Annotated in this window: 13 protein-coding genes and 1 riboswitch; of the genes, 4 read left to right on the forward strand and 9 right to left on the reverse strand. The window is 62.0% G+C overall.

What is annotated here, in order from left to right:
- Positions 1 to 145 precede the first annotated feature (145 nt).
- A complete protein-coding gene (locus GYM67_RS08920; RefSeq protein ID WP_220236517.1) occupies positions 146 to 1,435 on the forward strand; it encodes a class I SAM-dependent methyltransferase in 1,290 nt (429 codons plus the stop codon).
- 76 nt (positions 1,436 to 1,511) lie between these two features.
- Here the strand turns inward: GYM67_RS08920 and GYM67_RS08925 are convergent, their stop codons facing one another.
- From GYM67_RS08925 to GYM67_RS08960, 8 genes are all read right to left on the reverse strand, one after another.
- On the reverse strand, positions 1,512 to 2,063 hold the full coding sequence (locus tag GYM67_RS08925) for an FMN-binding protein (RefSeq protein WP_220236518.1): 552 nt from the start codon (positions 2,061 to 2,063) through the stop codon (positions 1,512 to 1,514).
- Between the two features lies 1 nt (position 2,064).
- Positions 2,065 to 2,892 carry an ABC transporter ATP-binding protein gene (locus GYM67_RS08930; RefSeq protein ID WP_220237486.1) on the reverse strand — a complete coding sequence of 276 codons (828 nt, stop codon included), beginning with the start codon at positions 2,890 to 2,892 and terminating at the stop codon, positions 2,065 to 2,067.
- A 44-nt stretch (positions 2,893 to 2,936) separates the two neighbouring features.
- Complete coding sequence (locus GYM67_RS08935) at positions 2,937 to 4,103, reverse strand: ABC transporter permease (RefSeq protein ID WP_220237487.1); 1,167 nt, start codon at positions 4,101 to 4,103, stop codon at positions 2,937 to 2,939.
- A gap of 16 nt (positions 4,104 to 4,119) precedes the next feature.
- The gene (locus GYM67_RS08940; RefSeq protein WP_220236519.1) at positions 4,120 to 5,406 is read right to left on the reverse strand and encodes an ABC transporter permease; all 1,287 of its coding nucleotides are present in this window, start codon (positions 5,404 to 5,406) and stop codon (positions 4,120 to 4,122) included.
- Between the two features lie 21 nt (positions 5,407 to 5,427).
- Positions 5,428 to 6,702 carry a DUF2318 domain-containing protein gene (locus tag GYM67_RS08945; protein WP_220236520.1) on the reverse strand — a complete coding sequence of 425 codons (1,275 nt, stop codon included), beginning with the start codon at positions 6,700 to 6,702 and terminating at the stop codon, positions 5,428 to 5,430.
- 13 nt (positions 6,703 to 6,715) lie between these two features.
- The gene (locus tag GYM67_RS08950) at positions 6,716 to 7,339 is read right to left on the reverse strand and encodes an iron transporter (protein ID WP_045925021.1); all 624 of its coding nucleotides are present in this window, start codon (positions 7,337 to 7,339) and stop codon (positions 6,716 to 6,718) included.
- A complete protein-coding gene (locus tag GYM67_RS08955; RefSeq protein WP_220236521.1) occupies positions 7,336 to 9,150 on the reverse strand; it encodes an FTR1 family iron permease in 1,815 nt (604 codons plus the stop codon). The genes GYM67_RS08950 and GYM67_RS08955 overlap by 4 nt, the downstream gene beginning before the upstream one ends.
- A 159-nt stretch (positions 9,151 to 9,309) precedes the next feature.
- The gene (locus tag GYM67_RS08960) at positions 9,310 to 10,800 is read right to left on the reverse strand and encodes an amino acid permease (RefSeq protein ID WP_220236522.1); all 1,491 of its coding nucleotides are present in this window, start codon (positions 10,798 to 10,800) and stop codon (positions 9,310 to 9,312) included.
- Between the two features lie 277 nt (positions 10,801 to 11,077).
- Between GYM67_RS08960 and GYM67_RS08965 the strand changes: the two genes are divergently transcribed.
- Positions 11,078 to 12,541, forward strand: coding sequence for an amino acid permease (locus GYM67_RS08965; protein ID WP_220236523.1), 1,464 nt, complete (start codon positions 11,078 to 11,080; stop codon positions 12,539 to 12,541).
- A 15-nt stretch (positions 12,542 to 12,556) separates the two neighbouring features.
- Here GYM67_RS08965 and GYM67_RS08970 read toward each other — a convergent pair whose 3' ends face one another.
- Complete coding sequence (locus GYM67_RS08970) at positions 12,557 to 13,513, reverse strand: 3-hydroxyacyl-CoA dehydrogenase family protein (RefSeq protein WP_220236524.1); 957 nt, start codon at positions 13,511 to 13,513, stop codon at positions 12,557 to 12,559.
- Positions 13,514 to 13,686: 173 nt separating this feature from the next.
- Positions 13,687 to 13,865, forward strand: a riboswitch (Lysine riboswitch).
- A gap of 96 nt (positions 13,866 to 13,961) precedes the next feature.
- Here GYM67_RS08970 and GYM67_RS08975 point away from each other — a divergent pair.
- Together GYM67_RS08975 and GYM67_RS08980 are read left to right on the forward strand one after the other, a co-directional pair.
- Positions 13,962 to 15,437: an amino acid permease gene (locus GYM67_RS08975; protein ID WP_220236525.1), complete on the forward strand. Its 1,476-nt coding sequence runs from the start codon at positions 13,962 to 13,964 to the stop codon at positions 15,435 to 15,437.
- Positions 15,438 to 15,640: 203 nt separating this feature from the next.
- Positions 15,641 to 17,146: an amino acid permease gene (locus GYM67_RS08980; protein WP_258561499.1), complete on the forward strand. Its 1,506-nt coding sequence runs from the start codon at positions 15,641 to 15,643 to the stop codon at positions 17,144 to 17,146.
- The last annotated feature ends 65 nt before the right edge of the window (positions 17,147 to 17,211 follow it).

A 17,211-nucleotide genomic window follows, 5' to 3' on the forward strand; every position in this document is an offset into this window, starting at 1 on the left:
GGCAAGGTTTCCCATGCGGAATAATTCACCGAACATGGCACCAACGGGGACCAGTGTCGGGGGTAGGGTGAAGACAGTACCTATATTCATCAACTATCCGACCCGCCATGATCCGTCATGTCCGGGTCACGAACAAGGGGGCTTCATGGCCAAAAGCAAGATGACTGTAGCCGAAATGATCGGGCTCTTCCTCACCCCTGACGCACCTGTGCAGGTGACCGCCTTCGACGGGTCGGTCTTCGGGCAAGAGCAAGCGCCGCTGCATCTGGAAGTCAAGAATTCCCGTGCCATGTACTACATCGCGGAAAATCCCAACGATCTGGGTCTGGCCCGGGCCTACCTGCAAGGCGACTTGGATTCTCCCGAGCTGCTGCCAGGCAACCCCTACCAAGTCCTCAAGGAACTGATGGACCTCAAGCACTTCGTCAAGCACCCCAGCAAGCTGGATCTGGCCCGGGCAGCTGGGGCCGTCTTCTCACATGGAGTGCGTGTACCCGAGCCACCCGCCATTGAGGGGCCTTCCTTGGCCAAGCGACTGACCGAGGGCATCCGCCCCCATACCCGCCGGGGCGACGCAGCCACGGTCAGCTACCACTACGACCAGTCCAACGACTTCTACCGGCTCTTCCTGGGCTCCTCCATGACCTACACCTGTGCTGTCTTCGAGAAGGAGGACGACAGCCTGGAGGACGCTCAGTGGCATAAGCTCAACATGGTCCTGGACAAGATGCGCCTGAACAAGGGCGACCGTCTGCTGGATGTGGGCTGCGGCTGGGGCTCCATGGAGATCGCGGCCGCCCGCCGCGGCATCCACGTCATCGGCGTGACTCTGGCTGAGGAGCAGGTCGAATGGGCCCAGAACTGGATCCGCCAGGAGGGTCTGCAGGATCTGGCCGAGGTCAGGCTGATGGACTACCGCGACGTGCCCGAGTCCGGCTTCGACGGGATCTGCTCCATCGGCATGATGGAGCATGTGGGTTACAAGCAGTACCCCTCCTACTTCAAGGAGATGATGGACAAGCTTCGTCCAGGCGGCATCCTGCTCAACCACCAGATCACCCGCACCAACTCCCACGACCACAAGCGGGCGGGCGGGTTCATTGACCGCTACATTTTCCCCGACGGCGAGCTGGCCAGCCCAGCCGAGATCGAACTGGCCATCCAGGATACCGGCTTCGAGGTCATCACCCAGGAGAACCTGCGTCAGCACTATGCGCTGACCCTCAAGCACTGGACTGAGAACCTCCAGGAGCATTGGGACCAGGCCAAGCCTATGGTGGGCGCGCCCAAGGCGAGGCTCTGGGGCCTGTACATGGCCGGCGCGCGGCTCAACTTCGAGCTCGACAACATTCAGATACACCAGTTCCAGTGCATCAAGCCCGATCCTGAGACCGGCACGGACACCTACCCCCTGCGGCCATGGTGGGATCGGTAGTATAAGGGCCTGCTGAAAAGGGGCGAGGAGTCGAATCCTCACCCCTTTTTGTTTCCGCCACCGTACAGCCCGGTTTTCAGGATGACCTGTCCGCCGAAGCCTCCAGCCGGGCCAGATCCAGGGCTTTGTTGAAGGCATCCGAGGTCCAGCTGGCTCCAGCCACCTTGTCCACCTTGAGGTCCTTGAGCGGGCGCCCTTGGACCACTCCAGGCACAGCCCGAGCGAAGCGTTCCATGTGACCGCGCGAAATGGGCGAGTCCGAATGCCCCTGAACCTGGACCCGGCTCACCTGGCCTCCCGACAGGTCCAGATCTACATCGATGCTTTCAGCCCCGTCACGCCCGTACTTGCCCGTCAGAGCGTAAGTGCCGTCGTGATAGTTGCCCGTATCAGCCGGAGCGGTCGGCAGTCCATCGCGGGAGACGGCCGTGGGCTTGCCCTCGCCTGCCGCACCGGATCCTTCCGCTGACCCTGGAGCAGAACTGGACTCTGCGTTTGATCCGGCGAACTCGTCGTCCATGGGCTTGGCCTGCTGGCTTCCGCAGCCGCCTAGGAGGGAGCCGACCGCCACCAGGGTCGCCAATGTTGCCGAGGCCGTGACCAGCCCCCGAGACTTGCTTGTGGCCATCTCAGCGTTCTCCTTCTGACTCAGCGGCTGATCCCGGCAGAGACCCACCTGTCTTGGCCATTTTAGTGGGGTCATGGAAGCCCACGGGAATATCCTGGTCACCGGTGTCGCCAGGAGCCCCGCTGAAGGCCGGCCGGCCTCCGGCTGCCAGGTAGGCCTGCTTGGCCTCCTCATCATTCCACTGCTCACCGGCCAGCACCCCGTGGTTGAGCATGATCTCCCGCTGGGCGCATGAGGCCACCAGAGCATCGTGCGTGACCACGATCAGGGAGGTTCCTTGGTCATGCAATTGCCTAAAGAGGTCCAGCACGATCCGCTCATTGGCCTCGTCCAGGTTGCCAGTGGGCTCGTCAGCCAGAATCAACTTGGGCTCATTGATCAGCGCCCGGGCCACGCAGACCCGTTGCTGCTCACCGCCCGAAAGCTGGCTGGGCAGGTGGCGGGCTCGATCCGCCAGACCCACCCGGTCCAAGGCCTTCAGGGCCTGGTCCTCATCCACCACCGAGTGGTAGTACTGGGCCACCATGACATTCTCCAGGGCAGTCAGATGCGGGACCAGGTAGAACTTCTGGAAGACCAGGCCGATCACGTTCTTGCGCACATCGGCCAGCTGGGACTGGCTCAGATCCTCCAGCGGCCGCCCCTGCAGACGGACCGAGCCGCGGCTGGGCGTATCCATGCAGCCCAGAATGTTCATCAGCGTGGTCTTGCCTGAGCCGGAAGACCCCACTACGGCCAGCCACTGACCTTGCGGGACGCTCAGGTTCAGATCATCCAAGGCATGCAGATCGCCGTAGATCTTGGATACATGGTCCAGGTCCAGCAGCATGCCGCCGCCTGACTGGGACTCGCTCGCCTTTGCCTGCGTCATTGTCATTCCTCCCTCAGAACTAGGGCCGGGTCGATACGCGAAGCCCGGAGGACCGGCCGGATAGATGCAATCATGGATATGGCCACGCTCAGCAGGACCGTACCCAAGGCCAGCCACCAGTTGAAGCCCAGTGGCCGCTGGAAGACCGACAGGCAGAGCAGTCGGGCGAAGCCATAGCCCAAAGCGGTGCCGATCAGGCCTCCAGCCAACCCGTAGCAGGCCGACTCAGACAGAAACTCCATGGCTATCCCCCGCGAGGAGGCACCCAGGGCCTTGCGCAGACCGATCTCGCTGCGCCGCTGAGAAACAATGGAAGCCATGGTGGTCCCCACGCCCACAAAGGTCAGGACCAGCACCACCACCGAAACCAGCCAGAAGAGCGACTGGAGCATGGCGATGGTATGGCTGTCGCCTGCTGTGATCCTGGCGACCGGCCGGGCCTTGACCCCCATGGAGGTCATATCGTTGATGCTGGCAGCGATGGCTTTCAGACCTGAGGTCATGGTGTTGACCGAGTATTCGATCACATCGGTACCCCGCTTGGCCCCGGTCAGGAGCTCCAGATCGGACAGGTCGGCGTAGATAATGCGATCCTCGGGGCCGCCAGTATCGACAATGCCGCCCACGCGAAAATCACGACCCTGCCCCCCGGCTTTGCCTGTGAAGGTGGACTGCCCGGCCGGATAACCAATAGTTATTGGCTTGCCAGTGGTCAGCCCCAGCGAATCTGCCAGATCCCGCCCCACCATGACCCAACCAGGCTTCGGCCAAGCTCCTTCCACGCTCCAGTGACGGTTGAGCTGGCGCACCTGGTCTGGGTGGATGCCGGCCATCACGCGGGCGCCGGCATTGACCTGCACCGTCTCATATCGATAAGTAGCGTACTTTGCCGGAGCCTTGGCGGTCACCATATGGGTGGTGTGGTCCACCATGCCCTGTTCAATGCCGGCCCCGGACCTATTGCCCCCCTGGATGGGCGAGACGACCAGGTTGGCCCCGTAGGAGCGCATCTCCTGGTTGATCTGTCTAGGGGCCTCGATGCAGACCGCCGCCAGGCAGAAGAGGGTGGCGGCACCCACCAGAGAAGCCACCACGGCCATCAGGGCCCGGCCCCGACGGCGGAAGACGGCCCCGAAAAGCATGGTCAGGAACATGCGGGTGTTGGTCATATGGCTCTTATGGCGATCAGCGGCCATGAAGCACCTCCGCCGGCCGAAGCCGCAGAATCGATCTGATGGACGAGATGGACGCCAGCAGCACGGTCAGGGCCAGCAGCACGAAGACCAGCACGAAGACCATGGGCCTCATGGTAATGCCCGAGCCGAAGACCACCCTGCCTACGATCTGAGCCACGCCAGAGCCCAGCAGGACGCCGACCAGAGCCCCAACCAGGGCGATCAAGGCAGTTTCGGCCAGCACCAGTCTGGACACGGCCCCATCGGTGGCGCCCAAGGCCTTGAGCAGGGCGAACTCCGAAGACCGCTCGCTTATGGATGACGCCATCAGATTGGCCACGGCGATGGCCGCCGCCAGCAGGCTGAGCACAGTCATCAGGATCATGACTGCCTGAGTCTTCTGCAGAACGTCGCCCTGCAGAGCTGCCACCTGTCTGACCTGCTTGGCCATGGACCCGGGGATGGCCTCCTCGATCTGGTAGGCGATGGATGAGGGGTAGGCCGTGCAGTACCAGGTCTCCCACTCGTCCTGGGAGAGGGCAGCAGGGTTTCGTGCGGCCTTGCGGGCCAGGTCGTTCTCGGGCGTGGTCAGGGCCTTGACCTCCACTTGGTCGATCTGATCGGTCAGGCCGGACATCTCCTGCAACGGCCGGGTGGGCAGGTAGAGGGAGGAGGCATCAGAATCACCGGAGTCGAAGATACCCACAATGGTGACAGTCTGTTGTTTACCATCCAGACCCACCTTGACCTGGTCGCCAACCTGACGGCCACCCAGTCGTGCGGCCAGCTCTTTGCCCATCATAGCCTCGGTCCTGCCGGCGGACCCAGCCTCGTCCTTGGGCCAGCGACCTTGAACCTTCCACCAGGGCCGAAGACCTTTCAAACCTACGGCGCTGCTCTCGCCGCTATCGACCTTGACGGTCCGGCCGAACCAGGTGCCCACCAGGGGAGCGCCGACCTGGTCCACGGTGCCGCGAAGATCCAGACGGGGGGCAAAGTCGGTGATGTTGTAGGCCCAGAAGATGGTCTTGATCCTGGGCACCTGGGACTCCTTGAGGAAGGCGGTTGGCGTTGACTGGTCGCCATAGAGGTCAGAGACCACAGCATCCGCCTTGGCCTGGACCGTGATGTTGGATCCGTAAGTGGACAGTTCTGCGTTGAGCTTGTCACCTACGTCGAAGACCACTCCCAGCATAGCCGTGGCCACGCAGGCCGACAGACAGACCGTGACGGCGATGAGCATTCTTCGCCCGAACTGGCGGCTGAATGACCGCACCATCATTCGCATGAAGAACATACCAACCGCTCCTTCCCTATCTCAGCTCTTGAAGTGCGAGGACAGAGCATCCAGATCGGCGGTGCTGATCAGTATGGCGCCCCGGCCGGTTTTATAAGGCAAGGGAACGGGATTGCAGCCGCCCTTGAACCCGATGGTGGCCAGGTTGATGGCTACGTCGCACTTCTTGCAGATAATCTTGCCGTCTTTTTCGTAATAGCCCGCATCCCCGCAGTTCTCGCAGGCATCCAGCCCGACCCCGTAGGCCGCGCCATTCTTGCGGATGATGATGAAACGCATCTCGGTGCCGTCCTTGGCCCGGTAGCTGAATCGATGCAGGTGGCCATCCTCCACCTGAGAGAAACGAATGGTGGCCGTATCGGAGGTCAAGGAATACCGCTCCGGAGGCGAGAGCACAGGCACCTGGTGGGCTTTGGCCGTCCCCATCGTCAGGGCCAGGGTGACGCCGATCATAGCCACCAGGCTCCAGACCGCTGATGCCAGGGCCCTTCGGCGGAAGGCCCGGTGGCTACGGTCGTCGGCTGTGGAGGCTCCGGTCACCGGCATGCGCCAGCCTGCAACCAAACAGGCGAAGACTGGAATGATGAAGACCAGGACCTGGGCAAGAACCAGGATCAGGTCGGCGTTGTATCCCAGGGCCATGACCCGGAAGGCCCAGCCGTGCAGAAGAACCAGGCCGGTGGTCTGCATCAGGGCCACCAGGGCTACGCCGTGCCGGACCAGCAGCAGGACCACCATGAGCAAGGCGGCCAGACGGAAGGCTATCCGGGGGCAAGAAGTATGCATGGTCCTCAGAATGGCAGCCACCGTCACAGCGGCAGCCAAGCCGAGCAGGAAGCCCAAGGCCCGCAGGAGCATGGCCGAGGTCAGCACAGGCTCCCCCGGCTCGACAAAGGCCGTAAGCTGCAGGATGACATCAGGCAGGGCGCGGAAGGTGGTTAGAGCTATGGCCAGGGCCGCCAGAGCGTTGGCCAGATCCATGGCCCAGGGGCGGTGATGCCGGTCCATGACCAGTCGGTCTGCGGCCAGCACCACCGCAATGGCGACCAGGTCGGCCAGAACGCAGGCTACCAGGGTCGGATAGTTGACCATGGTCCGCCGGTTGATGATCACGGTGGCGCGCAGGAGGGCGAAGACCAGCGCCCCCAGCACGCCGACCCCCAGGCCGATCAGCCGCCAGGAGGAGGAACGGGGCCGATCACGGCCCTCGCCAACCCCTAGCAGCACGCTGAAAACCATGGCCAGGAGGGCCGGGGCCAGAGTCCCCGGCAAGACCGTGACAAATTGCTCAAGCATAATAGGCGGCCGCTCACCACTGGTGGGGCGTGTAGTCCCAGTCCCAGCTGACCACGATGGGCTCGGTCCAGAAGTGGCCTTTCACGCCGGTCTCCGGATCGACGTGCAGCATCCATCCCTTCTTCTCCGGGGAGTCGATGGAATAGGTCAGCTTGTAGGACCCGGCCTTCTCCATTTTGATGTTGGCTCCGTAGTGCGGGCCGTCCGAGGCGTTCATCTGCATGAAGGTGCCGGACTGCTTGTCATTGGGATCGTCCTTGTTCTGGATGGTGTAGTTGACGGTCAGATCCGGGACGAACTCACCCTTGGCATAGCCCAGGTTGTTGTTGGGCAAGGCGTGGATATCAGCCTCCAGGTGCAGGCTGGCATCGGCCGCCTTCAGCCCCATGGACGCAGGCTCCATGTCGATGGGCTGGAAGAAGACCGTGCCGATGTTCAGTGGACCCTTCTGCTGATCGTCGGGCGGAATGGGAATCTCCTCGAAACCAGCCCCCTTGCCCGCCGAGGACTGGGAGGCGCCGGAAGCCTCAGGCGCGGGGGCCTCACGGGTGCCCGACCCGCCGGAGCCGCACCCCGCCAGGGCCAGAGTGCCCGAGAGCACCAGCGCGACCAGGGCGGTCAATTGTCTCTTCTTCATGATTGTCCTTCGCTCTTTGGTGTTTGCATGGTTGCCGTGACCTGGGAGGGCACAGCCCCTTCGGCGGCCTGCTCGGCTTCCGTCTGATGGACGGTTGCCGACGACGACCCGCCGGAGTCCTGATTCGACTGCACCTGTCCCTGCTTGTGCAGGCGGTGGGTCGACACAATTGCCAGCACGACCACGACCAGGGCCGCCAGGATCTGGGCGCCGATGGTCTGCATGTATGGATACAGCCCGATCCAGTCGCTGGTGGGCACGCCGGGCAGGTAGGTGGCCGGCACCAGGTCACCCTCAATCAGGGCATGGACGCCGCCCCCGGCGAAGATGACCACCATGACTGCCATGAGCAGGCTGGTGATGATGAAGAAGGGCCGGATGGGGATCTTGACCGAGGTGAAGCGGATGAGCACGAAGACGACGACCAGGACCACGGCGGCCGCTGCAAAACCGGCCCAAATCTCCCGTGTGCCGCCAGGAGCCATGGCGAAAATAGCCTGGTAGAACATGACCGTCTCGGCCCCCTCCCGGAAGACCGCCAGGAAGGAGAGCAGGGCCAGGGAGATCACGCTGCCCTGCGAAATGGCCGCCACTGTCCGGCTCTGTATGTAATGGTTCCAGGATTCCACAGAGGACTTGGACAGCATCCAGTTGCTGGTGTAGAGCAGCATGAGCATGGCAACCAGGGCCACCACACCCTCCAGGATCTCCTGCTGGGGACCGTTCCCGTTGAAGAGCAGGGTGAAGAGCAGAGCCACCAGCCCGCTGGCCACCAGACCTGCCGCAATGCCCCAGTAGATGTGCCGGATCTTGTCTTTATGGCCGGACTTGACCAGGTAGGCAATGATGGCCGCCACCACCAGGATGGCCTCCAGCCCCTCCCTCAGCAGGACCACAAAGGCCTGGCCGAAGGCGGAGGTCAGGAAGGAGGTCCACCCATTGACCTGGTCCGCGGCGCCTCCATCCAGAACGGCGGCGTCCTCGACCAGCATGCTCTTCAGGTCGTTTACCAGGGTCTTGGTTGGCTTGCCCGCCACCATGGCCATCCGGGTCTCCTTGAATTGGTATTCCACCTGGGAGACCCTGTTGCCGCTGATGGCGTTCATGACGTTCTTCTCGAAGCCCAGCTTTTCGTAATACTGGTAATAGGCCTTGTTGACCAGGTCAGATCCCGCCTGGCCCTGTCCCTTGGATGCCTGGGCGAGCGCCTGGTCCAGGATGGGCGTCATCTCGTGGGCCACCTGGGTCCAGGTCCGGTCGCCCTTGCCGTTGTTCCGATGCTTCTTGGCTGCGTCCAGCCGTCGACGATCCGCCTTGATCTGCTCCTGCTGAGCCTTGGCGTAGGCACGAGGATTGGCCAGCCCTTGGGTGGCATCCAGCTGGGTGGCCGCAACTGCCAGATCGGCCTTGAGCTTTTCGCTGCCCTGGGTCAGGGCCTGCCCGGCATCCGGAGCGTAGACCTGGCCCTGCAGGGCCTGGAACTGCCCGTCCAGGGCGATGCGCCTGTCCTGGCCTAGGGTCGACTCCACGATCGAGACGAATCCGGAGCCCACGTAACCTACGTTGTAGGCCCCCATGAATTGGGAGGCCGCCCCGGCGCGATCCTCCCGGGTATAGTCCTCACACCCTCTATCCAGCTGATGGGATATGGAATCGGCCACCTGGGTCCAGCTGTCATAATCCGCAGCCCCGCTTGCCGCCATGGCCGACTGTGGAGTCTGCAGGACCAGGAATATCAGGGCCAACAGCAGGCATGAGGGCAGGGAGCCAGCGGTTCTGGCCACTCGTGTCCTGCCGACCTGTGCAACCATGGGCGATGATCTCCTTCGTCAGTCCCTCGTTATCGAACCTGCGAGAAACGAAGGCCAATTTGACAACTACCGAAAATCAATCTAGCCCAAGCACAAATGGAAAAACAGACTTGTTTATAGCGTTTTGAGGCCATATAATACGCCCGCGCTCGCGGACGGTCAGTCGGCCAGCAACGGCTCACCCTTATGCTTCCAGAGGCAGATGCCGCCGAATATCAGCAGCCAGACCAATCCCAATATGGCTGGATACCGGGTGTCGGGAGCCAGGAAGAGCGAAAAGTAGATCAGAACGAAGAAGACGATGGCAACGGCTCCAGTCACCCGGTAGGCCGGCATGATGAATCCATCAGGCATGAAGTCCTTGCTGGTCCGGTAGCGGCGGTGAGCAAACAGGGTCAGGATGTAGATGAAGATGATGACCGCGCTGGAACAGGAGGTGAACAGGACGAAGGTGTCCTCGAAGCCGGGCAACAGATGCAACACCGGAGATAAAAGGATCAGCGCCCCGGATAGGACGATGGCCCGGGCGGGCACCTTGCCGCGCCGCGAAATCGTATGCAGGCTGCGCATCACTGGAGAGTGGCCGGCGGCGGCCAGCTGGAAGAGGTTGCGGCCAGCGGAGTAGAGCAGGGAGTTTAGCGAGGAACTGGCTGCTGTGATGACCACGAAGAAGACCAGAGCGGCCGCCCAGTCCACCCCGGCGTAACGGAAGACCATGATGAAGGGCGAGGTGAAGCTGCCGTCGGCGTTGGGACGGAAGGAGCGCCAGGGCACGATCAGCATGATGGCGACCAGAGCGCCCACGTAGAAGATGAGCACCCGAAGGATGATCTGGTTGATGGCCTTGGGCAGGACCTTGCGGGGATTCTGGGTCTCGGAAACGGTGACTCCCACGAATTCGATCATCTCGTAGGCGAAGAAGACCATCTGGAAGCTCATGAAGAAGGCCATCCACCCGTTGGGCGCCAGGCTCAGGCCTGTGGTGATGTTGTCCAGGCCCGCATGGCCGGCCGGGCTGATCCGGTCCTGTCCCGGCATGTGGACGGCCGGATAGTGGAAGCCTGTGACGACCATGACCACAGCCGTGGCGATCATGGCCAGGATCAGGGTGATCTTGATCATGGAGAACCAGAACTCGGTCTCCCCGAAGACCCGCACGGCGATCAGATTGACGCTCACCATGGCCGCCAGGAAGCACAGCTCGATCAGGCCCCGCCAGGCACTCAGATCAATGCCGAAGGTGCCGAAGAAAGTGACGAAGTAGGTGCCTACAGCGGTCAGCTCGGACATGCCGATCAGGATAAGCACGATCCAGTATGACCAGCCGGCGAAGGATCCCCACCCCTGGCCCAGGTAGCGGCTGATGAAGGCGATGAAAGTATGCTGGACAGGACTGCGGTACATGAGTTCGCCTATGGCCCGCATGAGCAGGTACATGATCACGCCGACGCCGATGTAGACCAGGATGATGGAGGGTCCGGTCAGGGCTATGGACTTGCCCGACCCCAGGAAGAGGCCGGTGCCGATGGTGCCGCCGATGGCGATGAACTGCACGTGGCGGTTGCTCAGCCCGCGTTCCATGCCGTCGCCCGACGAGGCGCCGCCACCCTGATGCTTCTGCGCCGAGGGGCCATTACCCGTGCGGTTCATCCAACTGCACCTCCTTGTCTTCGCAACCTGTCTGTGGTCGTCGGCCAAAGCGGATGCCCCGTAGAGGCCGGTAGGACAGCAATACCACAGGGGTGTCGATAACCGCCGCAGAGGCCTGGCGGCTGTCATCCGGCGAATTGGGTATCTCATATTGCGGACACTGCTATTCCACAATACAAGGGCAATGTCCCTCAGCCTGGGAGGCTCCGATAGGGTTGGCCCTGTCAACCGGCCGCATTCAGCTGACGACTATCACCACCTAAGGAATGGCATCCCCATGGATCAACCCAAGGAGTCGCAGGGCAAGGACCTGCGCAAGACCCTGAAGAACAGGCACATCCAGCTCATCTCGCTGGGCGGCGCCATCGGGACGGGACTCTTCTACGGGTCCGGGGAATCCATCTCATTGGCAGGGCCGTCCATCATCATCGCCTATTTGATAGGCGGTCTGGCCATCTTCATGATCGTCAGGGCTCTGAGCGAAATGAGCGTGGAAGACCCTAAGTCCGGCGCTTTCAGCTACTATGCCACCCGCTACTGGTCCAAGCGTGCGGGCTTTGTGTCGGGGTGGAACTACTGGATGAACTACGTGTTGGTGTCCATGGTCGAACTCTCCGTAGTAGGCACCTTCGTCAACTTCTGGTTCCCGGCGATACCGGCTTGGGTCTCTGCAGCCTTCTTCCTGGTGGTCATCACGGCCGCCAACCTGATGGGGGTTAGCAAGTTCGGCGAGTTCGAGTTCTGGTTCGCCATCATCAAGATTGCAGCCATCGTCGCCATGATCATCGGCGGGCTGGCCGTCGTGGTCATGGCCCTGCCCACAGCCAACGGCCTGCGGGCCTCCTTCGCCAACTGGTTCACCGTAGGCGGCGGATTCCTGCCCAACGGGCTCATGCGTCACGGGGCCAATGGCCAGTGGACCGGTCTGCTCATGTCGCTGGCAGTGGTCATGTTCAGCTTCGGCGGCACCGAGCTCATCGGCATTACCGCCGGGGAGGCCTCCGATCCCCGTCGGACCATTCCCAAGGCCACCAACGCCATCATCTGGAGGATCCTGGTCTTCTACATCCTGACACTTGGGGTGATCATGGCCGTAGTCCCCTGGAATGCCATCGGCAAGCCCAACGCGCAAGGCATGGTCGTCAGCCCCTTCGTTCAGATCTTCGACTCGGTCGGAGTCCACGCGGCCGCAGGCATCCTCAACTTCGTTTGCCTGACCGCAGTCATGAGCGTCTACAACTCGGCCCTCTACTCCAACTCCCGCATGCTCTTCTCCCTGGCCCGGCAGGGCAATGCCCCCAAGTACCTGGGAAGGCTTTCCAAGGGAGGGGTGCCCTATGCAGGAGTGCTGACCTCGGCCTGCATCATCGCTCTGGCGGTGGTCGTGGTCTTCCTCTGGCCCCAGTTCGCCTTCAACTACCTGATGAGCATCGCCACGATCTCGGCCATCATCAACTGGTCCATGATCATGGTGACCGAGATGCTCTTCCGTCGTGCTGTTGCTCGTGGCGAAGGCCCCGGCGACCTGGCTGGCAAAACCGGCGAAAGCGCTTTGGATGCCCTGCACTTCAAGCTGCCCTTTGCCCGTGTGACCCCCTGGGCGGTCCTGGCCTTCCTGGCCATGATCGTCGTGCTCATGTGCTTCTCGCCCAGTTATCGGGTAGCCGTCATCGCCGGGCCCATCTGGCTGATCGCCCTCCTGGTGGCCTACCAGCTGGCCCAGCGGCGAGCGCGGCAGTGACATAAGCGGGAGAGCTCAGCGGTCGTCCGCCTTCTTGCGGTCCTCGACTAGCGCCTCCAGCAGCCGCCGGTCGCGATCGGCGATCACGGCCCGGCTCTCGGCTCCCTGCCAGGAATAGAACCCCTGGCCGCTTTTGGCGCCCAACTGTCCTGCCTGAACCTTGGCCTCCAAGACCGGGTCCTCACCAGGGCGGTTGTCCAAATCGTCGTAGAGGTACTTGGAGATATTGTCGAAGACATCCAATCCTCCCAAGTCAGCACTGGCAATGGGCCCAAGGATGCTCCACCGCCGGCCCAGGCTGTAGGCGACGATCTCATCAACGGCCTGCGGCGTGGCAATGCCCCGTTCCACGATATTCAGGCATTCCCGAATAACTGCCGCCTGGATGCGGTTGCCCACGAATCCGAGCGATTCCGTGGACAGCGCCACGGCATGCTTACCGATGCGATTCATGAGCTCAACCGTGGTGTTTATCACGTCCTGGCTGGTGCGCGCAGCAGGCACCACTTCGACCAAGGGCATGAGCTGGGCGGGATTCCAGAAGTGGGCAACCAGGAACCGCTGGGGATGACGCAACACCGAAGCGATCTCAGTCGGCCTCAGCCCCGAGGTGTTGGTGGCTAGAATGGCCCGCTCGCCAACTATGGCCTCCGCTTGCCGCCAGACCTGGTGCTTGACCTCCATCTCTTCCAAGACGGATTCGAGGACGAAATCTGCATCAGACAGAATGCCGTAATCCGTGTCCTCTTGGATCCGATCCAGCACGCTCTCCCTCTGATCCTGACGAACCAGACCAGCGCTGATGAAGGTATCCAGATCATGCTCAATCAGTTCCCTGCCCCGGTCCAGAGCCTGGCGGCTGGAATCCACCAACCGGACCGGATACCCCCGCATGGCGAACTGGAGCGCTGTCGCATGCCCCATAGTGCCCGCCCCGATATTGCCGATTATCTTAATATCATCGACCTTCATCAGTCGCTGCCTTCTTTCCGAGAAAACCACGCCCATCCTAACGCGGTCAACCGGCGCTGCCAGGATCACCCAGCACGGCCACGGACCTTGCAGATTTACCTATCGATCATTGAAGGCACGGCAACCGTTTGGGCCTTGTCTGAGAATTCCTCTATGCTTGCCCATAATTGCAAAGCCACTGAAGAGGTCGCCGAACCTATCAGTAACCGGGAACAGACAGTGCGGTGTCGTGCATTCCCGGCGAAAGGAAGTCCGGCCGAAATGGTTCGGATCCGCCCATCCGAACCGTTGGGCCCGGGTCGAACAGGTCCGGGACTGTCGCAACCCGATGTTGCGGAGCGCTATGTGCAGTGTCACAGACAGGCAACCCGTCTGGATTCCGCCTAAGCGGAACTGACCGGAACCGTCGTCATAGGGCTCTCAGGTCAGTCCGAGGAAAAGAGCAGTAATGGCGACCAGGCAGAGCAGGAAGGGCGGCCCCTCAGCATCCACCGACCGGGTCCAACGCAACCTCAAGACCCGGCACGTCTCCATGATCGCCTTGGGCGGCTGCATCGGCACAGGGCTGTTCATGACATCCGGCTCCACCATCGCCAAGGCCGGGCCGGGAGGCGCGTTGGTGGCCTACATAGCCATGGGCGTCATGGTCTACTTCCTGATGACCAGCCTGGGCGAGCTGGCCACCCACCTGCCCACCTCCGGTTCTTTCGCCGCCTACAGCGCCCGCTACGTGGATCCGGCCCTGGGCTTCGCCATGGGCTGGAACTACTGGCTGAACTGGGCCATTACCGTAGCTGTCGACGTCTCCACCGCCGCCCTGCTGATCCAGTACTGGCTGCCCCATACCCCCGGATGGATCTGGAGCCTGCTGGTCCTGGTCATCGTCTTCCTGATCAACGCCCTGACCGTATCGACCTTCGGCGAGACCGAATTCTGGCTCTCGCTGATCAAGGTGGTGACGGTGATTGTCTTCCTGGTCATCGGCATGGCCATGATCTGCGGGATCATGTTCCAGCCGGCGGTCGGGTTGAAGAACTTCACCTACAAGGATGCCCCCTTCGTAGGAGGGTTCCCCGCTATTCTCAACGTCTTCCTGATTGCGGGCTTCTCCTTCCAAGGCACCGAGCTGATCGGCGTCACGGCTGGCGAGTCCGAAAATCCAAGCAAGGCGGTTCCCAAGGCCATCAACGACGTCTTCTGGCGGATCCTGCTCTTCTACGTGCTGTCCATCTTCGTCATCGCCGCACTGATCCCCTACACCAGCCCCAACCTGCTGAGTTCCGCCATGGGGGACATCGCCATGTCGCCCTTCACCCTGGTCTTCCAGCGGGCAGGCCTGGCCTCGGCAGCCAGCGTCATGAACGCCATCATCCTGACCTCGGTCCTCTCGTCCGCCAACTCGGGGGTCTACGCCTCCACCCGGATGCTCTACGCCCTTGCCAAGGATCATTACGCCCCGGTCGTCTTCGGCCACACCACCCGACACGGCATCCCCATGACCTCGCTGATTGCCACGCTGGTGGTCTCCCTGACCGCCTTCGCCTCCAGCATCTTCGGTCAGCGGATCTACATGTGGCTGGTAGCCGCCTCGGGACTGACCGGATTCATCGCCTGGATCGGCATCGCCCTGAGCCACTACCGCTTCCGCCGCGCCTGGGCGGTCCAGGGCCGCCGGGTTGAGGAACTGAGCTACCATGCCAGGCTCTTCCCCCTAGGGCCCATCCTGGCCCTGGCCCTATGCGTCATCGTCATTGGCGGGCAGAACATCGAAGCCTTCGCCACCTGGAATTGGCAGGAGATCGGTGTCACCTACATAAGCGTGCCGCTGGTATTAGCGCTTTATTTTGGCTACAAGATCCGGCACCACACCCGGATCGTGCCTCTGGAGGCGATGGATTTGAGCGGAGTTCAGAAATCATTATGAAAGATTCGGCAACTAGCATGACACATTGTGAGCATGGGAGCCGGAGGACCACACCAATGGCATAGACTCCCTATACGTTGAGGACCGGCCCAAGGACCCGGCCATATGAATCTATTCCGGCATCCAGTCGGCATATCAGGAATCGCAATTACAGCACGACCCCGGACTTCCCGGTGCGTCGCCCAGCCAAAAGGAGGAGGATCATGACGCAGAACACCAGCAATGCAGCGTCGAACATCAATCAATCCGACCGGGCCGGGCAAGAGCACCATGGCTACGGCAGCGTCAAGCGCAACCTCAAGACCCGCCACATCTCCATGATCGCCCTGGGCGGCTGCATCGGCACCGGACTGTTCATGACCTCCGGCTCCACCATCTCTACAGCGGGCCCTGGTGGAGGACTTCTGGCCTACATAGCCATGGGCGTCATGGTCTACTTCCTGATGACCAGCCTGGGCGAGCTGGCCACGCACCTGCCGGTGTCAGGATCCTTCGCCGCCTACAGCGCCCGCTACGTGGATCCGGCTCTGGGCTTTGCCATGGGGTGGGACTACTGGCTGAACTGGACCATCTCGGGCGCCGTGGACATCTCCACCGCCGCCCTGCTGATCCAGTACTGGCTGCCCAACACCCCAGGGTGGATCTGGAGCCTGCTGGTCCTGGTGATCGTCTTCCTGATCAACGCCCTGACAGTCTCCGCTTTCGGAGAGACCGAGTTCTGGCTCTCCCTGATCAAGGTGGCCACCATCATCGTCTTCCTGGTCATCGGCATGGCCATGATCTGCGGCATTATGTTCCAGCCGGCGGTCGGCCTGAAGAACTTCACCTACAAGGATGCCCCCTTCGTGGGAGGTTTCCCAGCCATCATGAGCGTCTTCCTGATCGCGGGCTATTCCTTCCAAGGCACCGAGGTAGTGGGCGTGACCGCCGGGGAATCCGAAAACCCCGGCAAAGCGGTCCCCAAGGCCATCAACGACGTCTTCTGGCGGATCCTGCTCTTCTACGTGCTGTCCATCTTCGTCATCGCCGCACTGATCCCCTACACCAGCCCCAATCTTTTGGGAGCCTCTGACGGGAATATCGCCATGTCGCCATTCACCCTGGTCTTCCAGCGGGCTGGCCTGGCCTCGGCAGCCAGCGTCATGAACGCGGTGGTGCTGACATCCATCCTCTCGGCCGTCAACACCGGGGCCTACGCCTCCAGCCGCATGCTCTACGGACTGGCCAAAGACCACTACGCCCCGGCCATCTTCGCCAGGACCACCAAGAGGGGCATCCCCCTGGCGGCCCTGGTAGCCACGGTCTGCATGTCCCTGGCCACTTTCGCCTCCAGCATCTTCGGCCAGTCCTTCTACATGTGGCTGGTGACCGCCACCGGACTGACCGGATTCATCGCCTGGATCGGCATCGCCCTGAGCCACTTCCGCTTCCGGAGGGCCTTCAAGCTCCAGGGGCACGACTTGAGCGAGCTCAAATACCACTCCAAGCTCTATCCGTTCGGCCCGGTCCTGGCCATAGTGCTCTGCGTCATCGTCATTGCCGGACAGGACATCCCCTCCCTGCTCAGCCTGAACTGGTCGCACATGGCCATGACCTACTTCAGCGTGGTTCTGGTTCTGGTCCTCTACCTGGGCTTCAAGCTCGTCAACCACACCAAGATTGTGCGCCTCAAGGACATGGACGTGTCTGGCGCCGAATCCGCCCACTGAGGTAAAAGGACAACACGGACAACCTTGTAGAAAGGCCACGTCCTCTATAACAAATGATGCCCCCA

Origin of the sequence: Bifidobacterium asteroides (assembly GCF_019469425.1) — a bacterium.
Taxonomy (GTDB): domain Bacteria; phylum Actinomycetota; class Actinomycetes; order Actinomycetales; family Bifidobacteriaceae; genus Bombiscardovia; species Bombiscardovia asteroides_I.